The sequence below is a fragment of the Lacrimispora xylanisolvens genome (assembly GCF_002934545.1).
GTDB classification, from domain to species: Bacteria; Bacillota; Clostridia; order Lachnospirales; family Lachnospiraceae; genus Lacrimispora; species Lacrimispora xylanisolvens.
In genome coordinates, this window is record NZ_PTJA01000010.1 from 200,749 (window position 1) to 220,566 (window position 19,818).

Annotated in this window: 17 protein-coding genes; 3 read left to right on the forward strand and 14 right to left on the reverse strand. The window is 43.6% G+C overall.

Annotation, left to right across the window (positions count from 1 at the left end):
- The first annotated feature begins 35 nt into the window (after positions 1-35).
- A complete protein-coding gene (locus BXY41_RS18405; protein WP_104438325.1) occupies positions 36-1,052 on the forward strand; it encodes a LuxR C-terminal-related transcriptional regulator in 1,017 nt (338 codons plus the stop codon).
- A 26-nt stretch (positions 1,053-1,078) separates the two neighbouring features.
- Here the strand turns inward: BXY41_RS18405 and BXY41_RS18410 are convergent, their stop codons facing one another.
- The 14 genes from BXY41_RS18410 to BXY41_RS18475 all read right to left on the reverse strand — a co-directional run bounded on the left by BXY41_RS18410 (position 1,079) and on the right by BXY41_RS18475 (position 17,569).
- The gene (locus tag BXY41_RS18410) at positions 1,079-2,317 is read right to left on the reverse strand and encodes a DUF1015 domain-containing protein (protein WP_104438326.1); all 1,239 of its coding nucleotides are present in this window, start codon (positions 2,315-2,317) and stop codon (positions 1,079-1,081) included.
- Between the two features lie 10 nt (positions 2,318-2,327).
- A complete protein-coding gene (locus BXY41_RS18415) occupies positions 2,328-3,491 on the reverse strand; it encodes a phosphoglycerate dehydrogenase (protein WP_104438327.1) in 1,164 nt (387 codons plus the stop codon).
- Between the two features lie 15 nt (positions 3,492-3,506).
- The gene (gene serC, locus BXY41_RS18420; protein ID WP_104438328.1) at positions 3,507-4,601 is read right to left on the reverse strand and encodes a 3-phosphoserine/phosphohydroxythreonine transaminase; all 1,095 of its coding nucleotides are present in this window, start codon (positions 4,599-4,601) and stop codon (positions 3,507-3,509) included.
- 48 nt (positions 4,602-4,649) lie between these two features.
- Positions 4,650-6,329: a biosynthetic-type acetolactate synthase large subunit gene (ilvB, locus tag BXY41_RS18425; RefSeq protein ID WP_104438329.1), complete on the reverse strand. Its 1,680-nt coding sequence runs from the start codon at positions 6,327-6,329 to the stop codon at positions 4,650-4,652.
- Positions 6,330-6,345: 16 nt separating this feature from the next.
- Positions 6,346-8,007, reverse strand: a complete 1,662-nt coding sequence (gene ilvD / locus BXY41_RS18430) for a dihydroxy-acid dehydratase (protein WP_104438330.1) — start codon at positions 8,005-8,007, stop codon at positions 6,346-6,348.
- A 126-nt stretch (positions 8,008-8,133) separates the two neighbouring features.
- Complete coding sequence (leuB, locus tag BXY41_RS18435; protein ID WP_104438331.1) at positions 8,134-9,219, reverse strand: 3-isopropylmalate dehydrogenase; 1,086 nt, start codon at positions 9,217-9,219, stop codon at positions 8,134-8,136.
- A gap of 213 nt (positions 9,220-9,432) precedes the next feature.
- Positions 9,433-10,767 carry a CapA family protein gene (locus BXY41_RS18440; protein WP_104438332.1) on the reverse strand — a complete coding sequence of 445 codons (1,335 nt, stop codon included), beginning with the start codon at positions 10,765-10,767 and terminating at the stop codon, positions 9,433-9,435.
- A 15-nt stretch (positions 10,768-10,782) separates the two neighbouring features.
- On the reverse strand, positions 10,783-11,628 hold the full coding sequence (locus BXY41_RS18445; RefSeq protein ID WP_104438333.1) for a transporter substrate-binding domain-containing protein: 846 nt from the start codon (positions 11,626-11,628) through the stop codon (positions 10,783-10,785).
- Positions 11,629-11,816: 188 nt separating this feature from the next.
- Complete coding sequence (locus tag BXY41_RS18450; RefSeq protein WP_104438334.1) at positions 11,817-12,800, reverse strand: DUF4340 domain-containing protein; 984 nt, start codon at positions 12,798-12,800, stop codon at positions 11,817-11,819.
- 15 nt (positions 12,801-12,815) lie between these two features.
- Positions 12,816-14,186, reverse strand: a complete 1,371-nt coding sequence (locus BXY41_RS18455) for a Gldg family protein (protein ID WP_104438335.1) — start codon at positions 14,184-14,186, stop codon at positions 12,816-12,818.
- A 10-nt stretch (positions 14,187-14,196) separates the two neighbouring features.
- A complete protein-coding gene (locus BXY41_RS18460; RefSeq protein ID WP_104438336.1) occupies positions 14,197-15,063 on the reverse strand; it encodes an ABC transporter permease subunit in 867 nt (288 codons plus the stop codon).
- On the reverse strand, positions 15,063-16,130 hold the full coding sequence (locus BXY41_RS18465) for an ABC transporter ATP-binding protein (protein WP_104438337.1): 1,068 nt from the start codon (positions 16,128-16,130) through the stop codon (positions 15,063-15,065). Before BXY41_RS18465 ends, BXY41_RS18460 begins: the two co-directional genes overlap by 1 nt.
- Before the next feature lie 181 nt (positions 16,131-16,311).
- Positions 16,312-17,202: a DNA-3-methyladenine glycosylase family protein gene (locus BXY41_RS18470; protein WP_242980239.1), complete on the reverse strand. Its 891-nt coding sequence runs from the start codon at positions 17,200-17,202 to the stop codon at positions 16,312-16,314.
- On the reverse strand, positions 17,159-17,569 hold the full coding sequence (locus BXY41_RS18475; RefSeq protein WP_104438339.1) for a MerR family transcriptional regulator: 411 nt from the start codon (positions 17,567-17,569) through the stop codon (positions 17,159-17,161). The genes BXY41_RS18470 and BXY41_RS18475 overlap by 44 nt, the downstream gene beginning before the upstream one ends.
- Positions 17,570-17,694: 125 nt before the next feature.
- Here BXY41_RS18475 and BXY41_RS18480 point away from each other — a divergent pair, with 125 nt between their 5' ends.
- Positions 17,695-18,546, forward strand: coding sequence for an aldo/keto reductase (locus tag BXY41_RS18480; RefSeq protein ID WP_104438340.1), 852 nt, complete (start codon positions 17,695-17,697; stop codon positions 18,544-18,546).
- A 28-nt stretch (positions 18,547-18,574) separates the two neighbouring features.
- Entirely contained in the window at positions 18,575-19,759 is a 1,185-nt protein-coding gene (locus tag BXY41_RS18485) for an iron-containing alcohol dehydrogenase (protein ID WP_104438341.1), read from the forward strand.
- The last annotated feature ends 59 nt before the right edge of the window (positions 19,760-19,818 follow it).

Sequence of the window (19,818 nt, forward strand, 5' to 3'; positions counted from 1 at the left end):
ACTTACAAAAAGCGGCTTACGAACTGGAGGCACATATGGAAAAGGGTGTTAGCTTTCTCTACAATTTGTTTATAATCATTGTCTATTCCGGCATTATGTGGATGTCATTTTTTCTGTTTCTAAATGGAAAAGATAAAATTCTGCTTTGGATCGGGATTATTTACTCGGCAATTATAATAGATGATATTGTGACTTTCGCATCAGAACAGTTTCAGAGTTTTGCAGAAAACTATAATCGGATTTTTATGATCGTACCAACTCATAAGACATTAATTTATTTAACAATGTCACTTGGTTACCTGATCATATTTAAGAACCTGATCAATAAAAAAATAACCTGGTATGACTTCAGTATTCTTGGCATCTATGTAACTTTCATGTTTTTCATCCCTGTTTTGGATAACAGTGCATGGAAGATCTTTCTCTACTACCTGCCAAGCCAGCTTTACAATGCCTATGTAGGTGCAGAGGTTTTATGGACAATAAAAAAGAACCCTGAATTTTATCAGGGCTCCTTCTATCAATGGTGCAGATTGCTTTTTTGCTTCACTATTATTATGAACCTGTGTATTATCGCGGAAGATTCCATTGTAATTTTTCATTTTGATGTGTATTCCAAATACTATATCAATATGAATAACAGAAGTATCACCTCCGATATTATGTATCTGACCCACGCTGCATTCTCCGCTTGTTATTTAATGTATTATCTAAAAACTTCACTGCGGAACAATACAATTGTGAATTCTGTAAACAGCCATACTCACTCCAGCCTGCCTTCTGATATTGAAGAAAGCATTCTGCATCGTTTCTGTGAGACCTACCATTTAACAATCAGAGAACGTGAAATTTTAAAAGTACTGCTCTTAGATAAAACCAATCAGGAGATCAGCGATGATTTATTCATCTCTCTTGGAACAGCGAAAACCCACGTCCATAACATCTTTCAGAAAATAGGCGTAGTAAAACGCCCCCAGCTTCTGAATATATACGACACCTTCCGGAAAGACCAGCTGAATGCAAAGCCGGAAAATGAAACACCGTCCCCGTAGCCTGCTGGCTTCGGGAACGGTGTTTTTTATTTCAGCATATGAATAAACAGCCCACTTCTTAACTTTGGTTCAAACCAGGTAGATTTTGGCGGCATTAACAGTCCTGCATCCGCAACGGAGAACAGTTCTCCAATTGAGGTGGGATACATGGAAAACGCCACTGTCATATCTTCTGCACAGCGTTTTTCCAGTTCCTTTAATCCACGGATTCCTCCGATAAAATCAACCCGCTTATCCGTTCTCGGATCTCCGATTCCCAAAATGGGACCTAAGAGATTGTCCTGTAAAATAGATACGTCAAGGCCTTTTACCGGATCCTCGCTCATTAACACTGGCTTTGCCTTTAAGCAATACCAGGTATTATTGAGATACATTCCGAAGGTTCCTTTTTCAGTTGGACCATAAGCCTCTTCTCCCACAGAAGTTACGGTAAATCCATTGGAGAGTTCCGCAAGGAATGCTTCCTGGGATAATCCGTTTAAATCCTTTACCACACGGTTATAAGGAAGAATCATCAGCTGGTCATCGGGAAAAAGTACGGACAGGAAGAAATTAAATTCTTCCTCTCCCGTATATCCGCTGGTCTCTTCCCGTCTCTTTAAACCTACTTTTACAGCAGACGCAGCACGGTGATGTCCGTCGGCGATATAGGTAGCTGGAATGTGCAGAAAGCTTTCTTCTATCATCCCCACGGTTTCGGGATCTGCGATTTTCCATACTTTATGACTGATTCCGTCATCTGCGGTAAAATCATAGAGCGGTTCTGTCTTCTTTTTTTCTTCCACCAGCCGGTTAATATCCTCAACGGAACGGTAGGCCAGGAAGATGGGACCAGTCTGGGCATCTGTGGTATCCACGTGGCGGATTCTGTCCAGTTCCTTTTCCTCCCTGGTATTTTCGTGCTTTTTAATCACACCATTTACATAGTCATCAATGGATGAACAGGCCACAATTCCGGTCTGGCTTCTTCCTTCCATAATCAGCTCATAAATGTAATACGCCTTTGTCCCGTCCAGCTCAAAGGTTCCATCTTTCATCCAGTCCTTCAGCAGGGCTGCCGCCTTTTCATAAACGCGGTCATCGTATATATCGATATCCTGTGAAAACTGTGTTTCCGGGCGGTCAATATTTAAAAATGATTTTGGATTCTCAGCCGTTATCTCACAGGCTTCCTTCCGGTTATATACGTCGTAAGGAAGGGCCGCCACCAGGCTGGCCTCTTCCTTATTGGGTCTAACACATTGAAATGGTTTTACGATTGCCATGATTTCTCCCCTATTTGATTACTCTGACCCGTATTACGCCTTTAATGGCATTCAGTTTCTGAATGCTTACGGCATCCGGTACATTCTCCAGATCAAGGAGAGTATATGCATATTTTTCACGGCTCTTATTGGTCATGTCGGAGATATTCACATTACCGGCTGCCAGTGTTCCTGTAATCTGTCCGATCATGTTGGGGATATTTAAATGCAGGACTGCAATACGGCTTGCAGCGTTGCAGATTCCCATATCACAGGCAGGAAAATTTACGGAATTACGGATATTGCCATTGTCAATATAATCCATGATCTCTTCCACTGCCATCTTCGCACAGTTATCTTCTGATTCCTCTGTAGAAGCTCCAAGATGAGGAATGACGATGGCGCCTTCCATATGCACTGAAGTTGGATTTGGGAAATCTGTTACATATTTTTTAATCTTACCGGACTTTAAGGCTTCCGCCATATCCGCCTCATTCACCAGAATGTCTCTGGCAAAGTTGAGAACCACTGCACCATATTTCATATTATCGAAGGCTGCTTTATTGATCATTCCCTTTGTTGCATCCACTAACGGCACATGAAGGGTAATGTAATCACACTCTTTATAAATCGTTTCCACAGCAGTAATATGTTTTACATTTCTTGAAAGTCTCCAGGCAGCGTTAACTGAGATGAAGGGGTCGTATCCGTACACATCCATTCCAAGGGAAGAGCAGGCATTGGCAACCTCTGCACCGATGGCGCCAAGACCAATCACTCCAAGCTTCTTGCCTCTGATTTCGCATCCGGCAAATGCACTTTTGGCTTTTTCCGCAGATTTTGAGATGTTTTCATCTTCCTGATTTTCCTTACACCAGCGGATTCCGCCTTCAATATCACGGGAAGCTAACATCAGTCCTGCGATTACCAGCTCCTTTACTCCGTTTGCATTGGCTCCTGGTGTATTAAATACCACGATTCCCTCTGCAGCACATGCCTCTAAAGGAATGTTATTGACACCTGCTCCAGCTCTTGCAATTGCAAGAAGCCCGTCGGGGAGTGCCATCTCATGCATGGAAGCACTTCTGACAAGGACGCCATCTGCACCTTCCATCTGATTTGTAAGCTCATACTCTTCTGTTAATAATGCGGTTCCATATGTAGAAATCGCATTAAGGCAATGAATTTTTTTCATGGCTGTGATCTCCTTTCAGTCTGCCTGTACTGTATGTTTTTCTTCAAAGTCTCTCATAAAGGAAACCAGCTTTTCCACTCCTTCTAAAGGCATGGCGTTATAAATGCTGGCACGCATACCGCCTACGGATCTGTGACCTTTTAAGTTCTCAAATCCCGCAGCTTTTGACTCTTTCACAAATAAAGCATCCAGTTCTTCATTGCCGGTAACAAAAGGTACATTCATAAGAGAACGATCCTTTTCAACCACAGTGCCGTGAAACATCTTACTCTGATCCAGAAAATCATAAAGAATTGCTGCTTTCTTTTCATTAATCTTTTTCATTGCTTCCAGGCCGCCTAAGTTCTTTAACCACTTAAATACCTTGCCGCAGATATAGATTCCATAGGCAGGCGGTGTATTATAAAGGGATTTTGCATCTGCATGAGTCTTATAACGCAGCATGGTAGGTGTCTCTTTTAAAACGTCCTCCCGGATTAAATCTTCCCGGATAATGACAATTACTACACCGGCCGGTCCCACATTTTTCTGAGCTCCGGCGAAAATAAGTCCATACTTACTCACATCGACAGGTTCCGATAAGAAGCAGGAGGAGAGGTCTGCTACCAGTATTTTACCTTTCGTGTCAGGCAGTGTTTTAAATTTGGTTCCGTAAATGGTGTTATTTTCACAGATATATACGTAATCCGCATCTTCTGAGATAGGAAGATCGGAAACATCCGGTATATAACTGAATGTTTTATCAGCACTGGAAGCTACTGCATTGGCTGTACCATAAAGTTTTGCCTCCTGGTACGCTTTCTTTGCCCACTGTCCGGTGATGATATAATCTCCAACCCCATTCTGAAATAAATTCATGGGAACCATGGCAAACTGCTGGGACGCTCCGCCCTGTAAAAACAGCACCTTGTAATTATCCGGAATTGACAATAAGTCTCTTAAATCAGCTTCGGCTTCATTGATGATGGTTTCATAAGCCTTAGATCGGTGACTCATTTCCATAACCGACATTCCGGTTCCCTTATAATCCATCATCTCATCTGCTGCTTCTTTTAAGACTTCTTCCGGCAGGACTGCAGGTCCTGCAGAAAAATTGTACACTCTGCTCATATCTCTTCCTCCTCAAATTCGGGACTCTTATCCCTTACCTTACTGATATTAGATCTTTAAATCTTCTTCGTCAAATGCATCCTCGATGGGGGCTCCCGGAGAAACCATGGGGAATACCTTATCATCGCAATGAATCTGACAATCTATAACAACAGGAACATTAAGGGCAATGGCTTCTTTTAAGACTTCTTCAAACTCTTCTTTTCCGGTAACCCGGTAAGCCTTTGCTCCCATTCCTTCTGCTATCTTAACAAAATCAACCTGGTCATTAAGAACTGTATGTGAATACCTCTTTCCATAGAACAGGGTCTGCCACTGACGCACCATACCCAGTACATGATTGTTTAATACAACCTGGATAATGGGGATGTTATAACGGGTTGCAGTAGCAATCTCGTTTAAATTCATACGGAAACACCCGTCTCCTGCCACATTGATGACTGTTTTGTCCTTACAGCCCATCTTCGCACCAAGGGAAGCACCAAGACCATATCCCATGGTACCGAGCCCTCCTGAAGTGATAAAGCTTCTGGGCTTTTTATACTGATAGTACTGTGCCGCCCACATCTGGTGCTGACCTACCTCTGTGGTGATAATGGCATCTCCTTTTGTTACCTCATAGATCTTTTCTATAATATAGGGACCGGTCAGAATACTCTTCTCATAGCGCATGGGATACATATCCTTCAGGCGGTCAATATGAGCAACCCATTCCTCATGATTAATGGGATCCAGCCTCGCATTTAATTTTCTTAAAATGGATTTCACATCACCAATTACACTGGCATAAGCCTTTACATTTTTATTGATCTCAGCCGGGTCCACATCAAAATGCAGAATCTTTGCATTTCTGGCAAAGCGGGATGCGTTGCCGGTTACCCGGTCACTGAATCTGGCTCCGATTACGATTAAAAGATCGCATTCGGTAATACCAAAATTAGATGTCTTGGTTCCGTGCATGCCAACCATTCCGGTATAGAGCTCATCCGTTCCGTCAAAAGCACCTTTGCCCATCAGACTGTCTGCAACCGGTGCCTGAATTTTATGAGCAAAAGAAGCAAGTTCATCCGAAGCATTGGCAATGACTGCGCCTCCGCCTACAAAAATGTAGGGCTTTTGTGATTTGCGGATTAACTGCAGCGCCTGCTCTAAATCCTCTTCCAATATGGTATCTTCCTGACGGATGATTGGCTCCGGTTCCTTCTCTTCATACTCGTAAGAACTGGCAGTCACATCCTTTGTTATATCAATTAACACAGGGCCTGGTCTGCCGGTCTGGGCAATCTTAAATGCCCTGCGGATGGTATCTGCCAGTTTACTGATGTCTTTAACAATGAAATTATATTTTGTGATAGGCATGGTAACGCCGGCAATGTCAATCTCCTGAAAGGAGTCTCTGCCAAGGAGACCCACCGCTACGTTGCAGGTGATGGCTACCATGGGAACGGAATCCATAAATGCAGTCGCGATTCCAGTTACCAGGTTGGTTGCCCCGGGTCCTGAGGTCGCCAGACATACTCCTACTCTTCCGGTTGCTCTCGCATAACCGTCCGCTGCATGGGCCGCTCCCTGTTCATGAGAGGTAAGTATATGGGTGATCTCATCCTGATGCTTATAAAGAGCATCATATATATTTAAAATGGTGCCGCCCGGATATCCGAAAACGGTATCCACGCCTTGTTCCTTCAAGCACTCGATTACGATCTCTGCTCCAGTTATTGTCTTCATAAGCTGCTCCTTTTCTTTATATTTCCAGGATTGCCCCACGGCTTGCCGGGGCTGCCATAGCCGCATATCTTGCCAGATATCCGGAAGTAACTAAAGGCTTCCTTGGCTGCCATTTTTCCTTTCTGGCTGCCATCTCTTCTTCAGATACTTTTACATCCAGTCTGTGGTTGTCAATATCAATGGATATGATGTCGCCTTCCTCCACCAGTGCGATGGGGCCGCCCACAGCTGCCTCTGGACAGGTATGGCCGATGGAAGCTCCTCTGGAAGCTCCGCTGAACCGTCCGTCTGTAATAAGCGCTACAGTGGAGCCAAGTCCCATACCAGCAATGGCTGAGGTTGGGTTTAACATTTCTCTCATTCCAGGGCCGCCTTTTGGACCTTCATAACGGATTACTACCACGTCTCCTGCAACGATCTTTCCACCCTTGATTGCTTCAATGGCATCCTCTTCACAGTCAAAGACTCTTGCAGGACCTTCGTGTTTTAACATTTCAGGAGCAACGGCAGAACGTTTTACAACTGCACTGTCCGGTGCTAAATTACCTTTTAATATGGCAATACCGCCGGTGCTGCTATAGGGATTCTCCACCGGGCGAATCACTTCGGGATCTTTATTTACACATCCCTTAATGTTCTCTCCCACTGTTTTTCCAGTTGCCGTAATACAGTCCAGTTCTAAAAGTCCCAGCTTGCTGATCTCATTCATGACTGCGTAAATCCCGCCTGCCTCGTTTAAATCTTCTATATAAGTAGGGCCAGCCGGAGCAAGGTGGCAAAGGTTAGGAGTTTTGGCACTGATCTCATTGGCAAGCTCCAGATTTAAGTCCACGCCTGCTTCATGTGCGATAGCCGGAAGATGAAGCATACTGTTGGTGCTGCATCCAAGAGCCATATCCATGGTAAGCGCATTTCTAAATGCCTTTTCACTCATAATGTCACGAGGGCATATATTTTTCTTTAACAGCTCCATAACCGCCATACCTGCATGTTTTGCAAGCTTTAAACGCTCGGAGTAAACGGCCGGAATAGTTCCATTGCCCTTTAAGCCCATACCCAGAACCTCTGTTAAACAATTCATACTGTTAGCCGTATACATACCGGAACAGGAACCACAGGTCGGACATGCCTTCTGCTCATATTCCTTTACATCCTCTTCCGTCATCTTACCCGCAGTATAAGCTCCTACTGCTTCAAACATGCTGGAAAGGCTGGTCTTATGACCCTGCACACGTCCAGCCAACATTGGTCCGCCACTGACGAACACTGTAGGTATGTTAATGCGTGCTGCTGCCATTAAAAGTCCGGGAACATTTTTATCACAATTGGGTACCATAACCAGAGCATCAAAGGCATGGGCTCTTGCAAGACATTCCGTGGAGTCTGCAACCAAATCCCTGGTGACCAGTGAATACTTCATACCAATATGACCCATGGCAATTCCGTCACAGACTGCAATGGCAGGAACCATGACCGGTGTTCCGCCCGCCATGGCAACTCCCATTTTGACGGCATCGACTATTTTATCCAGATTCATATGGCCTGGTACGATTTCATTATAGGAACTGACAATACCAATTAAAGGCCTTTCCATCTCTTCCTCTGTCATTCCCAGCGCATTAAAAAGGGAACGATGAGGTGCCTGCTGCATACCTTTTTTAACTGAATCACTTTTCATCTGCTGCACACTCCTTTTCTTTTTTCATAACTTTCTGATTATATGGAAATCCGGGAGCGTATAAAATCAGATGTTTTATCCGCTTCCGGCAATTTTTAACTATTAAATTGTTGGGTGCCAGATGAGCTAAATAATCCGCTCTGCGATTAAATCACCCATTTCTGTTGTAGACACCTTTTTAAACCCATCAGAGTAAATGTCTCCGGTCCGGTATCCTTCTTTCAAAACCTGCTCCACGGCTGCTTCCACAGCATCTGCTTCCCTGTCTAAATCAAAGGAATACCGAAGCATCATGGCTGCAGAGAGAATGGTTGCGATTGGATTTGCAATGTTTTTTCCTGCGATATCAGGTGCAGAACCGTGACTAGGTTCATACATGCCAAATTTGCTTTCATTCATACTGGCTGAGGAGAGCATTCCGATGGATCCTGTAATCATACTGGCTTCATCGGATAATATATCTCCGAACATGTTCTCCGTGAGAATCACATCAAACTGTCCCGGATTCATCACCAGCTGCATGGCACAGTTGTCTACCAGCATATGATTCAGTGTCACTTCCGGATAATCCTGTGCCACCTCTTCCACCACTTTTCTCCAAAGTCTGGAGGAATCCAGTACATTGGCCTTATCTACGCTGATGACCTGCTTTTTCCGCTTCATGGCAATATCAAACGCCTTCACTGCTATTCTGCGGATCTCATTCTCATTATAGGTAAGAGTATCCACTGCAGTCATCACGCCGTCCACCTCTTTGGTGTAACGATCTCCGAAGTAGAGTCCCCCGGTGAGTTCTCTCATGATGACCATATCAAAACCGTCTCCGATAATCTCTTTTTTTAAAGGACAGGCATCAGCCAGCTCTTTATAAAGATAGGCGGGTCGGATATTTGCAAATAAATTAAGACCTTTACGGATGGCTAGCAGCCCCGCTTCAGGTCTCAGATTCGGTGCCACATCGTACCATTTTGAATTTCCCACATTCCCCCCGACTGCACCAAGGAGAACGGAGTCGCTTTTTTTTGCTGTTTCCAATGCTTCGTCCGTTAATGGGACGCCGTAGGTATCAATGGATATCCCTCCCATTAAGACTTCTGTATAATCAAACAGGTGGTGATAAACTGCCCCAACCTTATCTAATATCTTTCTCGCCTCTCCAATGATTTCAGGCCCTATCCCGTCGCCAGGGATTACTGCAATGTTATAGTTCATTTGTACTCTCCCTCTGTGTCACTGTAATCTGCTGATATATTTCTTCTCATAATAGAACATTTGTCAGGATTTTTCAACTAAAATAAAATATTTTTACTGGAAAACATATATGAGAAAGGAATTGATACTATAATTGAAGGTTATAAAAGAAAAAATTCCACCTGCCCCAACCTCAGATAAAGCAGGTATGAGGTTGGGACAGATGGAATGAAATCAGGAACGGATTTTCAATTTCAAACGGTTATCTTCTAATATGATTTCAGTATTATAGCGCCCGTTGCTGATTTGATTTAAACGGTGCGCAAGTGATACTTTTTCTTCCTCTCCTGCAAGTACAGGCAGCCCCCTTTTTGTTACTAACGGACTGTTTAGCTGTAAATCAATGGGTATGAGTTCAAAGTCAAACTGTTTTTCATCACGATTTAGATGAAATAAAACCATAAAGTTCTGCGAGAACTTTTTATCACTGTAAAACCCCTGCCAGTTACCATCTTTGTCCTTTACTCTGTTCTTATGTAAAGTGGAGGGAGATTCATCTGCCCCATACCCGTAGGCAGCAAACATTTCCGGTGAGATAATGGACTCTCCCGCTTCAAACTCCATAAAAAGGCTTCCCAGGTTATAGAAAACCGGTTTTCCAAGATAAAGCTCCGCCCCCCTGGTAAAATGAGCTCCATGCCCAAAAACACAGTCGGCACCTGCTTCTACTGCATTGTGTGCGAACGTTTCTATAAACGTTGCCGGATAATCCGAGTACCAGTTCTCATTCTCCCCTTCATGGGTATGCAGATTTACAAACACAAAATCGCTTCGCTCTTTTGCATCACGGATCGATCGTAAAATCTCTTGCTGATCCTTTTCATTGGCGGTTGTTTTTACACCCGGATTTTCTCCTCTTTCAAATGTTAAATAACCTTCAAACAGAGATCCGAATTCGTAGAGGTGATCTGGTCCGGGTTTAAATGTTTCTATTTTCTTTCCTTCCCTCATGCTGTCATCGATACCGATTCTCTGACTGATTTTTTGTATGGTATCAAAGTCCTCCTTATCTACCACAAACGTACGGGACCAGCGAAGAGGATTTAGTCCCGGACGCCCCGGCACTCCGTTTCCCGGATCTGCTGCTGCAAAAACCTCACTTCTTGTTACTCCCACTGTAATGATTGCGATTCTCCCATCAGGAGTATCAAGAAATACCGGTCTTCTGGCATCGGAGAGACTTCTTCCCACGCCCAGTGGCGTAAGCTCTAACCGCTCTGCTTCCTGAATGGTGTCAAGCATTCCTTCTATTCCATAATCCCCTGTATGGTTATTGGCAAAACCTACATTCCGAATGTTCAGCTTTTTAAATTCCTTTAATGCTTTTGGTCTGACGCTGGTCTGATACCCTCTTCCTGCCGCAGGTGCCGTATTCTTTTCCGGGGTCACAAATTCCGCATTGGTAAACACTTCATCTGCATCTGTCAGAATCTTTAACACACCCGGATCAATTGTTTTATGGAGATTACTGCTGGAAAACAGCGAATCCCCTGTAATGAGAAGCTTCATCTTTTACTTCCTTTCTTATTTTTCTATCAATTCCTTTTGGGGAGTGTAATCTCCTAACAGCTGTTCCTGGCTGATCTTTAATAAGGTTCCATCCTCATACAATTCTTTAATCCGCCGGTTAACTGCCTCAACTAACTTACTGTCTCCAGTCTTGGAAAAGAGAATGTAAGATCCTGGATCGCTGTTCTCACTTGCAAACGGTACAATTTTTAAATTGTTATATCCATGCTCTCTTATGCCCTTTTCTGCTGAAATACGGGAAATAATGCGCACATCATAGCGGCCGGATTCAATTCCCTCAAACTGCTTTATAAAGTTCTCATCGGTATAGACAATTTCTGCCTGCGCACCTGGATTTTCCTTGTTGTAATTTTCAAGGAGTGTTGCTCCAGAATTTCCAACTTCTGTTACCGCTTTATAGCCGGCTAAATCCTTTAATGATTTCAGCTTGTCATCATCTTTTCTTACCACAAATACATTGGCATTTTCGATTACAGGTAAAGAGAACACATATTTTTCCCGACGTTCTGCATTGGAGCTGAAATTGTTTACTCCGATCTGGAATCGTCCGCTGTCAAGCCCATTGAGTATGCTTTCGAATTCCACCAATTGAATATCCAGTTTATATTCCGGCAGTCCTTCAAAAATCTGTCGCAGCACTTCTACATCATATCCGGTTAATTTGCCGTCTTTCTGATAACTGAATGGATTGCTCACCCCACTGGTTGCTGCCACAACGGTGATTTTGTTTTCTCCGCTTTCTTTTGCTGTGCTCTCATCTGCTTTTTTACCAGTCTGGCATCCGGTAACTGCCGCTGCCATTAATATTGTTACGATTCCAAGTAATATTCTTTTCTTCATAATTACTGCCTCCATTGTTATGCGGTTTTCTTGTTGTCGTATTATCATATCATACCTGTATGTTAATATGTAATATATTTTATTTATATCAGGCAATTATATAATTTTATACCTGCAATATTGGAACAGCAAAAAAGCAGTCCCGGAAATTTAAACCGAAACTGCTCTTTTCTTGTTTTGTTATTCGTTTACTTACTGATTTCCTCATTGACAGTCAGACATTTATCAACCGATGCCTTATCTATTTCATTTACAAAGGGAGAATTATCTGTTCTTGTATAATAGCAGCTGGAATCCTCATTGAGATTTCCCACTGAAAGCTGGAATGTCTCATCCTTTCCATTTTTATTATAAGTATAAGCAATAACGGCTGAAGGATGATCAAGACCATAATCCTTTAACTGGGAATCCGTTACATTATAGTTTGGACAGCTCTTTACCTTCAGGCCTGCAAGGGAATCAGCCAGCACATTTAATGGAGAATTGTCATCCACCTTATTTTCCTCAGTGTCTGCTGAGTCCTTATACCATTCAATGGTCCCTTTCTCATCGTCCAGTTTTTTCTTTACGAACTGTTTCCTGCTGTCTGCCTTGGTCACAGTAATTCCTGTGATATCGGTTCCGGCAATTGCCGGGAATTCTTCCAGAGCCATAAAGTCATTCAGACTGCTGTCTGTCTCCGTATAAAGGGAAGAACCAATGAGATAAGGGGTATCCTCTCCCTGGATTGCAGCATAGTAATCTCCGTCTGGTGTAGCATTTCCAAGGAGAATCACTGACTTTTTATTGTCTGTACCAGTGACTGTAATGGTACGGATGGGCTGATCCAGTCCATATGCACCAAATCCATCTCCGTCTTCCAGTTTTCTCACTGCTTCCAGCTTAGAGACAGTGGAAGCAATCCCGTCCATTTTGGTCTGCATCACCGGGAATTTCTCATCCTGATCATAGACCCATTTGCCGTCCTTCTTTGTAAAGGAGATCTCATTGCCATCCCGGTCATAAGAAACTGACTGAATTTCAGAAAAGTCGGTCATATAAACTTTGGAGGCCTCTTTCTGATTTTCCGTTTTTTTCTGGGAGCGGTCCATGTACTGACCCACTCCCACATACACTGCACAGAGTACCACTAACGCGGCAGCTCCAAATATCAGTCCGTTTTTTTTCTTCATAAGTCCTGCCTCCTTCTACAGACGTCTGCGCTTCAACCAGATCATAAGTCCGCAGCCAAGGGATGCCGCAGGAATAATTAAGATAAACAGGATTCCCCACATACCGCCGTGTGTCACCGTATTATAGGTCACGTCAAGACTCTTGGAAGGGATGGAAACATTGGCTACGTCTTCAAAATTAGAAGTCACTGCGTTCATAAACAGAGTCAGGTTACTTAAGTTGGTAAAACTGGTATTTAAACTTTCATCAATCAGGGATGGGGTAGAAAATACAGTCAGGCGGGCTGAACCCGTATCCAGCTTCTTTTCTGAAACAGCGCCCAGAATGTAGGTTCCTTTCTTCTGGGAATCGGGAGTAACAAGCATTCCTGCTTCACTGGTCTGCATAAACGGAGTTACATTGACTCCCTCCGGCAGATTTTCAGCCTGAGTAAATGCACCTGACTGGAGAACCAGTGCTGCACTCTTTATATCCACACCGTTAGTCACCTCACTGCCAGACTCAATGGTGGGGAAAATGTAGTAAGGATTGTTCTGATAAAAGTTCTTGGTATCTGCAGCCATACCATTTTCCAGGTTCAGTCCATATGCGCTCATGACAGAGGTGAGGTTGGGACGCTCTTTTTCTGAATATCCGGCAATGATTAACACGTGACCGCCTTTGTCCAGATAATCGGAGATCATGGTCTTCTCATCATTGGCAAGATCGGAAGCAGGAGCATTCATAAGTAGAAGTTCGCAGTCCTCAGGAATCTTCCCGTCTTTTAAAAGATTAATGCTGTTAACCGTTAAATTGGATTTACCCAGCATATCAGTTACCGTAGCTCCAAATGCCGCCTCTCCATGTCCCTCTGTGACATAGATGGTTTTGGAAACATTGCTGGTCACATGGGAAATGGCTCCTGTCACCTGACCTTCTCCGTCAAATGCGGTCTCTTTGGCCTGCCCGTAATAGTAATAAGAGGACTCATCCATTTTAATGATATCGGTAAATGGAATGGACTGGGTTTTATTGGTAGATTCGCAGCTTACAAGAATCGTGCCATCTGTGGCATTCAGCTTTTTAACCTGTTCCGGGTGAAGTACAGAATCCACCGTTACCACCTTAACATGACCGGATAAATCCTCATAACGTTTTAAAAAGCTGGTAATCCGTTTATCCACACTTGCAGGATCGCCTACCACATAAATCGTTACATCCTTATCCAGTGCTTTGATTAAGTCACTGGTGGTTCCTCCCAGGGTATAGATCTGGCTGCTGCTCATATCCCATTGCCGCACCTTTTCGGGAAGACGTCCCACAATCAAATTGAGTATAATTACCGCAGCTATGACAATCACGGAAAGGATTGCAGTATAGCCGCCTTTTTTTAATTTTCTGGTCATTTCCATCCTCCTAACTCCATCTGCGTTTCTCTATGGACTGCACAGTCAGGAATACCAGCAGGAATATAATGCTGATATAGGTAACCAAACCGCCCAGATCAAAAATATAATGAGTAGCAAAGTTCTGGAATACACCGGTGATTGCAACCTTTTCCATCACATTTGTCAGTGCCCGGTCAAACAAACCTTTTTTGATTAAGTATAATCCAACCATAACTATAATCCCAGCTGCTTCTAAAATTACAGCAAGACCGGTATGGCTGGTGACCCGGTTGACAATCAGTACTGCCAGAGACCAGAGCAGGAAAAATCCAATCAGAGAACCCAGTGCAGTAGTCGGTAAAAATCCCACCAGATTGGGCCACAAAAGCAGGAGAAGAATGATACCAAAGGTTCCTACCGCAGCAATGATCTGGCTCTCTGTAAGGGAAGAAATAAACATTCCTATGGCAATATAAACACATCCCAGTAAGAAAAACGCCAGAATTGCCGCATAGTCAGCCTTCAAATGGGCAGTTCCGTTCATCTTAATAATCAGCGGGCAAAGGCAGGATAAAACAACCGGAACTGCAAATACGGTAACCATGGAAAGATATTTTCCCAGGACTATTTTTCCCACAGAGACCGGAGAAGTTAACAATAGCTGATCGGTCTTAGTCTTTCTGTCATCTGCGAAACTTCTCATGGTCAGAACCGGAATTCCGATCATTATGATTGTTACCATTCCTGATAAGGTATAAGAAAAATATGGATATCCGCTCATCATGTTGTACGCCATGAAGTAAATTCCGATAAACAGCACCATAAATGCTATAAATACATATCCGGTCATGGACTGGAAGTAAGATTTCAGCTCTCTTCTATAGACAGCAGCCATTATAATTCCTCCTCTCCATCACTCTTATTTTCTGTATCTGTGTTTTCTGATTCCATATCTGTATTCAGTTCTCCATCTTCCTGGATTTCGTTTTGAATTTCTTCCTGATCATCTTCAGATTCTGCATCTGCCGTCAGCTCTAAGAATACTTCTTCCAGCGAAGCTTTGTTTACATGCATGGAAAGAATGGGCAGTCGGTTATCGGCAAAAGCAAAGAAGATAATTTCCCGGATATCCACTCCTTCTTCCCCTGTACCGGCCAACCGGAACGTTACCTTTTTTACCGCCTCTTCTCCGCTTTCTTTCACGGTTACGTCAGCTGCCTGGGGAATGGTATCAAGAATATCACGGATTTTAGCTTCTTCTCCCTTTATCAGCAGTTCCATACCAGAAGCATCTGCCATCTGGCGCTCTAAGTTTTCCGGTGTGTCGCTGGCAATCAGCCGTCCCCGGTCTATAATCAGGACATGATCACAGACTGCGCTTACTTCGGAAAGAATATGGGAGCTTAAAATAACCGTATGTTTCTGACCCAGTTCTCTTATGGTATCCCGTATTTCAATAATCTGTTTTGGATCTAATCCTACAGTTGGCTCATCTAATATAATAACTGGAGGGAATCCAAGAACTGCCTGGGCAAGCCCTACCCTTTGTCTGTAGCCTTTGGAAAGGTTACGGATCAGGCGCCCGCTTACATCAGTAAGCTTTGCTAAGTTCATTACTTTAAGGACTTCCTCTTCTCTGTCTTTTTTCGGTATTTTCTTTAATTCAGCTGCAAAATCAAGCTGTTCCTTTACTGTCATATCGACGTAAAGAGGGGGTAGCTCCGGCAGATAACCAATGCACCTTTTTGCCTCCTCCGGATCCTCTAAAATGTTATGGCCATTAATCCACACATCACCCTCGGTCGCACCTATGTAACCGGTTATAATATTCATTGTAGTGGATTTTCCTGCTCCGTTGGGCCCCAGAAAACCATAGATCTTGCCATCCTGAATGGTAAAGTTTAAATGATCCACAGCCAGATGCCCGCCGTAATCTTTTACCAGGTTTTTGACTTCAATCAACTCTCTCTCCTCCTGTTCATTTTCATAATCGTGTCCTTACTTAGGGTAAAAGGGAATTGTGAAGATTGTGTGATTTAACTTTGTTTATTGTGTGATAAAAGTATGAATTATTTCGACAAAAGAAAAGACAAGAACAGCCTGTAGCATCCCATGCCCAGACTGTCCGTCATAAAGAGGTGATTTATTCAGCCGCCAACCGGTTGATTTTATGGTAGAACATATATTGCTGCAGGATTCCTGCATATCCCTCATACCGGTTAAGCGGGAAACCATTGGGATAATATGTGGTAATTATCTGCTTCACATGGGTATCTACAGGGAAAGCACCTACATGGTGAAGTCCGAACAGGCAGACACAATCTGCCACCTTCTTACCAATCCCATACTGTGTTAAAAGTGTTGCATGAGCATTCTCGTAATCTGCTTTCTTTAAATCGGACATCCACTTCTCACCATCCGGTCCGCTGCAGCACTGAGCCATATGCAGAATATACTTATCCCGGTATCCCAGCCCCAGATCAGACAGACCTGGAAGGCCGGCGGAGGCAATGGAGTCCGGCGCAGGAAACGTCTTAAAGCTTCTGGTAACCTCTTCCCACATTCCGGCAGAAGACATTTTAAGGCCTCTTCCCTTCTTTTCCTCTCCAAACCGGTTGCATAATTCCCTCACACTCCCCTTAATCCGTGGAATATTATTGTTCTGGGATATTAGAAATGTAACCAGCATCTCCCATAAATCCTGGCGAAGAATCCGCACTCCCCAGCCGCACCGGATGGCTTCCCGTAAATAAGAGTCCTCTTCCGGTACCTGTTTCTTATATCCGCAGTAATCCCCTTCCAGATCAAAATAATGAAACCATACCCTTTTAAACTCTTCCTCTTCACAGGAAAAAAGAAACTCTTCCCCTTCTTTCACTGCTTCTATGTATTGCGTTCCAGCCGTAACAGACCAGATCCCCTGCTCCAGTTCTTCCATGCGAAAGCACTGCCCTGATTTCGCAATCTGACCCAGATCCATATCATCTATTTTAATCCGAACCATGGCTGACTGCTCCAATCTCATTTTTTTCATCCAGATACTTCTCATACTGATCTGTGAAATACGTGATCTTATGATCCACCTTACATAAGTATTTCTTAAGTCCGGCAATCTGATCCTCTACTTCCTTTTTGTGGGCTATCAGCATGGAACACCGTTCTTTTAACGTCTCTTTTCCCTGTAAACTCAGCTCCACAAATTCCCTGATCTGTTTGATCGCCATTCCTGTATTTTTCAGACAGCAGATTAAAGACAGCCACTCTAAGTCCTCCTCGGAATAACGGCGGATTCCGCTTTCACTTCTGTCTACGAATGGAAGAAGCCCTTCCCGTTCATAATACCGGAGAACGTGTGGCTTTAAATGTGTCTTTTCTGATACCTGTTTTATGGTGTAATTCATTTTTATCCTTTTCCGGCAGATTTTCCAATCTGTCTCTTGACTTAAAGTTAACGTTAAGGTTTACAATACTTACTATACAATAGTTTGATCCGGTGATCAAGCGAAATCAATAAGGAGGTACCTGAATGAAATCTTTATCAGACAACTATATACTGGCTAATGGTGTGAAAATCCCCTGCATCGGCTTTGGCACCTGGAAGGCTCAAAATGGAGAAACTGCAGTCAATGCAGTAAAGCAGGCTCTTAAGACTGGCTATCGTCACATCGATACTGCTGCACTCTATTACAATGAGGAAAGCGTTGGAACCGGAATAAAGGAAAGCGGCATTCCAAGAGAAGAGATCTTTGTTACCAGTAAGCTTCAAAACCCGGAACATGGATATCAGGAAACACTGAATGCCTTTGAGGCGACCATGAAAAACTTAGATCTGGATTACTTAGACCTGTACTTAATTCACTGGCCCAATCCCATTAAAACCCGTGCCAACTGGCAGGAAGCCAATGCAGGCACATGGAAAGCATTTGAAGAACTGTATGAGGCGGGCCGCATCCGTTCCATCGGTGTCAGCAATTTCCGGATTCATCACTTAGAAGAACTTATGAAGACAGCAAAAATTGCCCCTATGGTGAACCAGATCAGACTTTGCCCGGGTGATACCCAGGATGAACTGGTTTCTTACTTAAAGGAACACAATATACTGGCAGAGGCTTACAGTCCTCTGGGATCCGGAAAAATATTTGAAGTTCCGGAAATGATTGCACTGTCAGAGAAATATGGGAAATCCATTGCACAGATATGTGTCAGATGGAGCTTACAGATGGGCTTTCTTCCTTTGCCCAAGTCCGTCACAAAAGAGCGGATTGAAGAAAATGCCCATGTATTTGATTTTGAGCTTACAGCCGAAGATGTATCCATCATAGCCGGCTTAAAGGGCTGCTGTGGATATTCCACCAACCCGGATACCACAGATTTTTAAATAATGTATAGAAAAGAGGGGTATTACCATGTTAAATTTTGATTTTCACATTCCTACCCGCATCTGCTTTGGAAAAGACTCCCATAAGGAAATCGGAAGCCTTCTTGCTCCTTATGCAAAAAAGGTACTTTTGCATTACAGCGGGGACAGAATCAAAAAGAACGGTCTGTATGATACCGTTGTCCAGTCTTTAAAAGAAAATGGAATTGAATTTGCTGAGCTTGGAGGAGTCGTACCGAATCCACGGCTGTCACTTGTTTATGAAGGCATCAGACTTTGCAAAGACCAGGATATAGATTTAATTCTGGCAGTTGGAGGCGGAAGCGTAATTGACTCTGCAAAGGCGATTGCCATCGGAGTCTGCTATGAGGGAGACGTCTGGGACGTATATGAACAGGGTAAAGCCATTACTGCTGCCCTTCCGGTTGCTACGATTTTAACGATTCCGGCTGCAGGAAGCGAATCCAGCAACAGTACAGTTATTACCAACGAAGAAAAGCAGATGAAACTGGGATATGGAAGCGATCTGGTCCGTCCTGTTTTAAGTGTAATGAATCCCGAGTTTTTCTTTACTCTACCGAAAAACCAGATCGCCAATGGTGTGGCTGATATGATGAGCCATATATTTGAGCGTTATTTTACCAATACCCTGAATACGGATCTGACAGATGGTCTCTGTGAAACCACGTTAAAATCAATTATGAGACATGCTCTTCTGGTTTCAGAAAATCCCAGGAACTACGACGCCTGGTGCCAGGTGGGACTGGGCGGAACCATTGCCCACAACGATTTACTTGGCCTGGGCCGCAGACAGGACTGGGCATGCCACGGTATGGAACATGAGCTGAGTGCAATATACGATGTGGCTCACGGCGCAGGACTGGCTGTCCTTACTCCTGCCTGGATGAAATATGTTTATAAAACAAATATCAACATGTTTGTCCAGTTTGCTGTTAACGTTATGGGGGTGGAAGGAAGCTTTCGGGATCCTGATTCCATCGTACTGGAAGGAATCAACCGCCTGTCTCAGTTCTTTGTGAAAATGGGTCTTCCCACAACCCTTGAGGAACTGGGTATTGACAGCACCAATTTAGAGCTGATGGCTAAAAAATCAACCGGAGAGGCTTACGGCGAGGAGCACCCGCTTGGCGGCTTGAAAAAGCTGTACTGGCAGGATGTTCTGGAAATTTATAAAATGGCTTCCAAATCATAAAACAGGAGCCTGGGAGAATAAAATTAATCTCCCAGGCTCCTGTTTTATGATTAAGCATA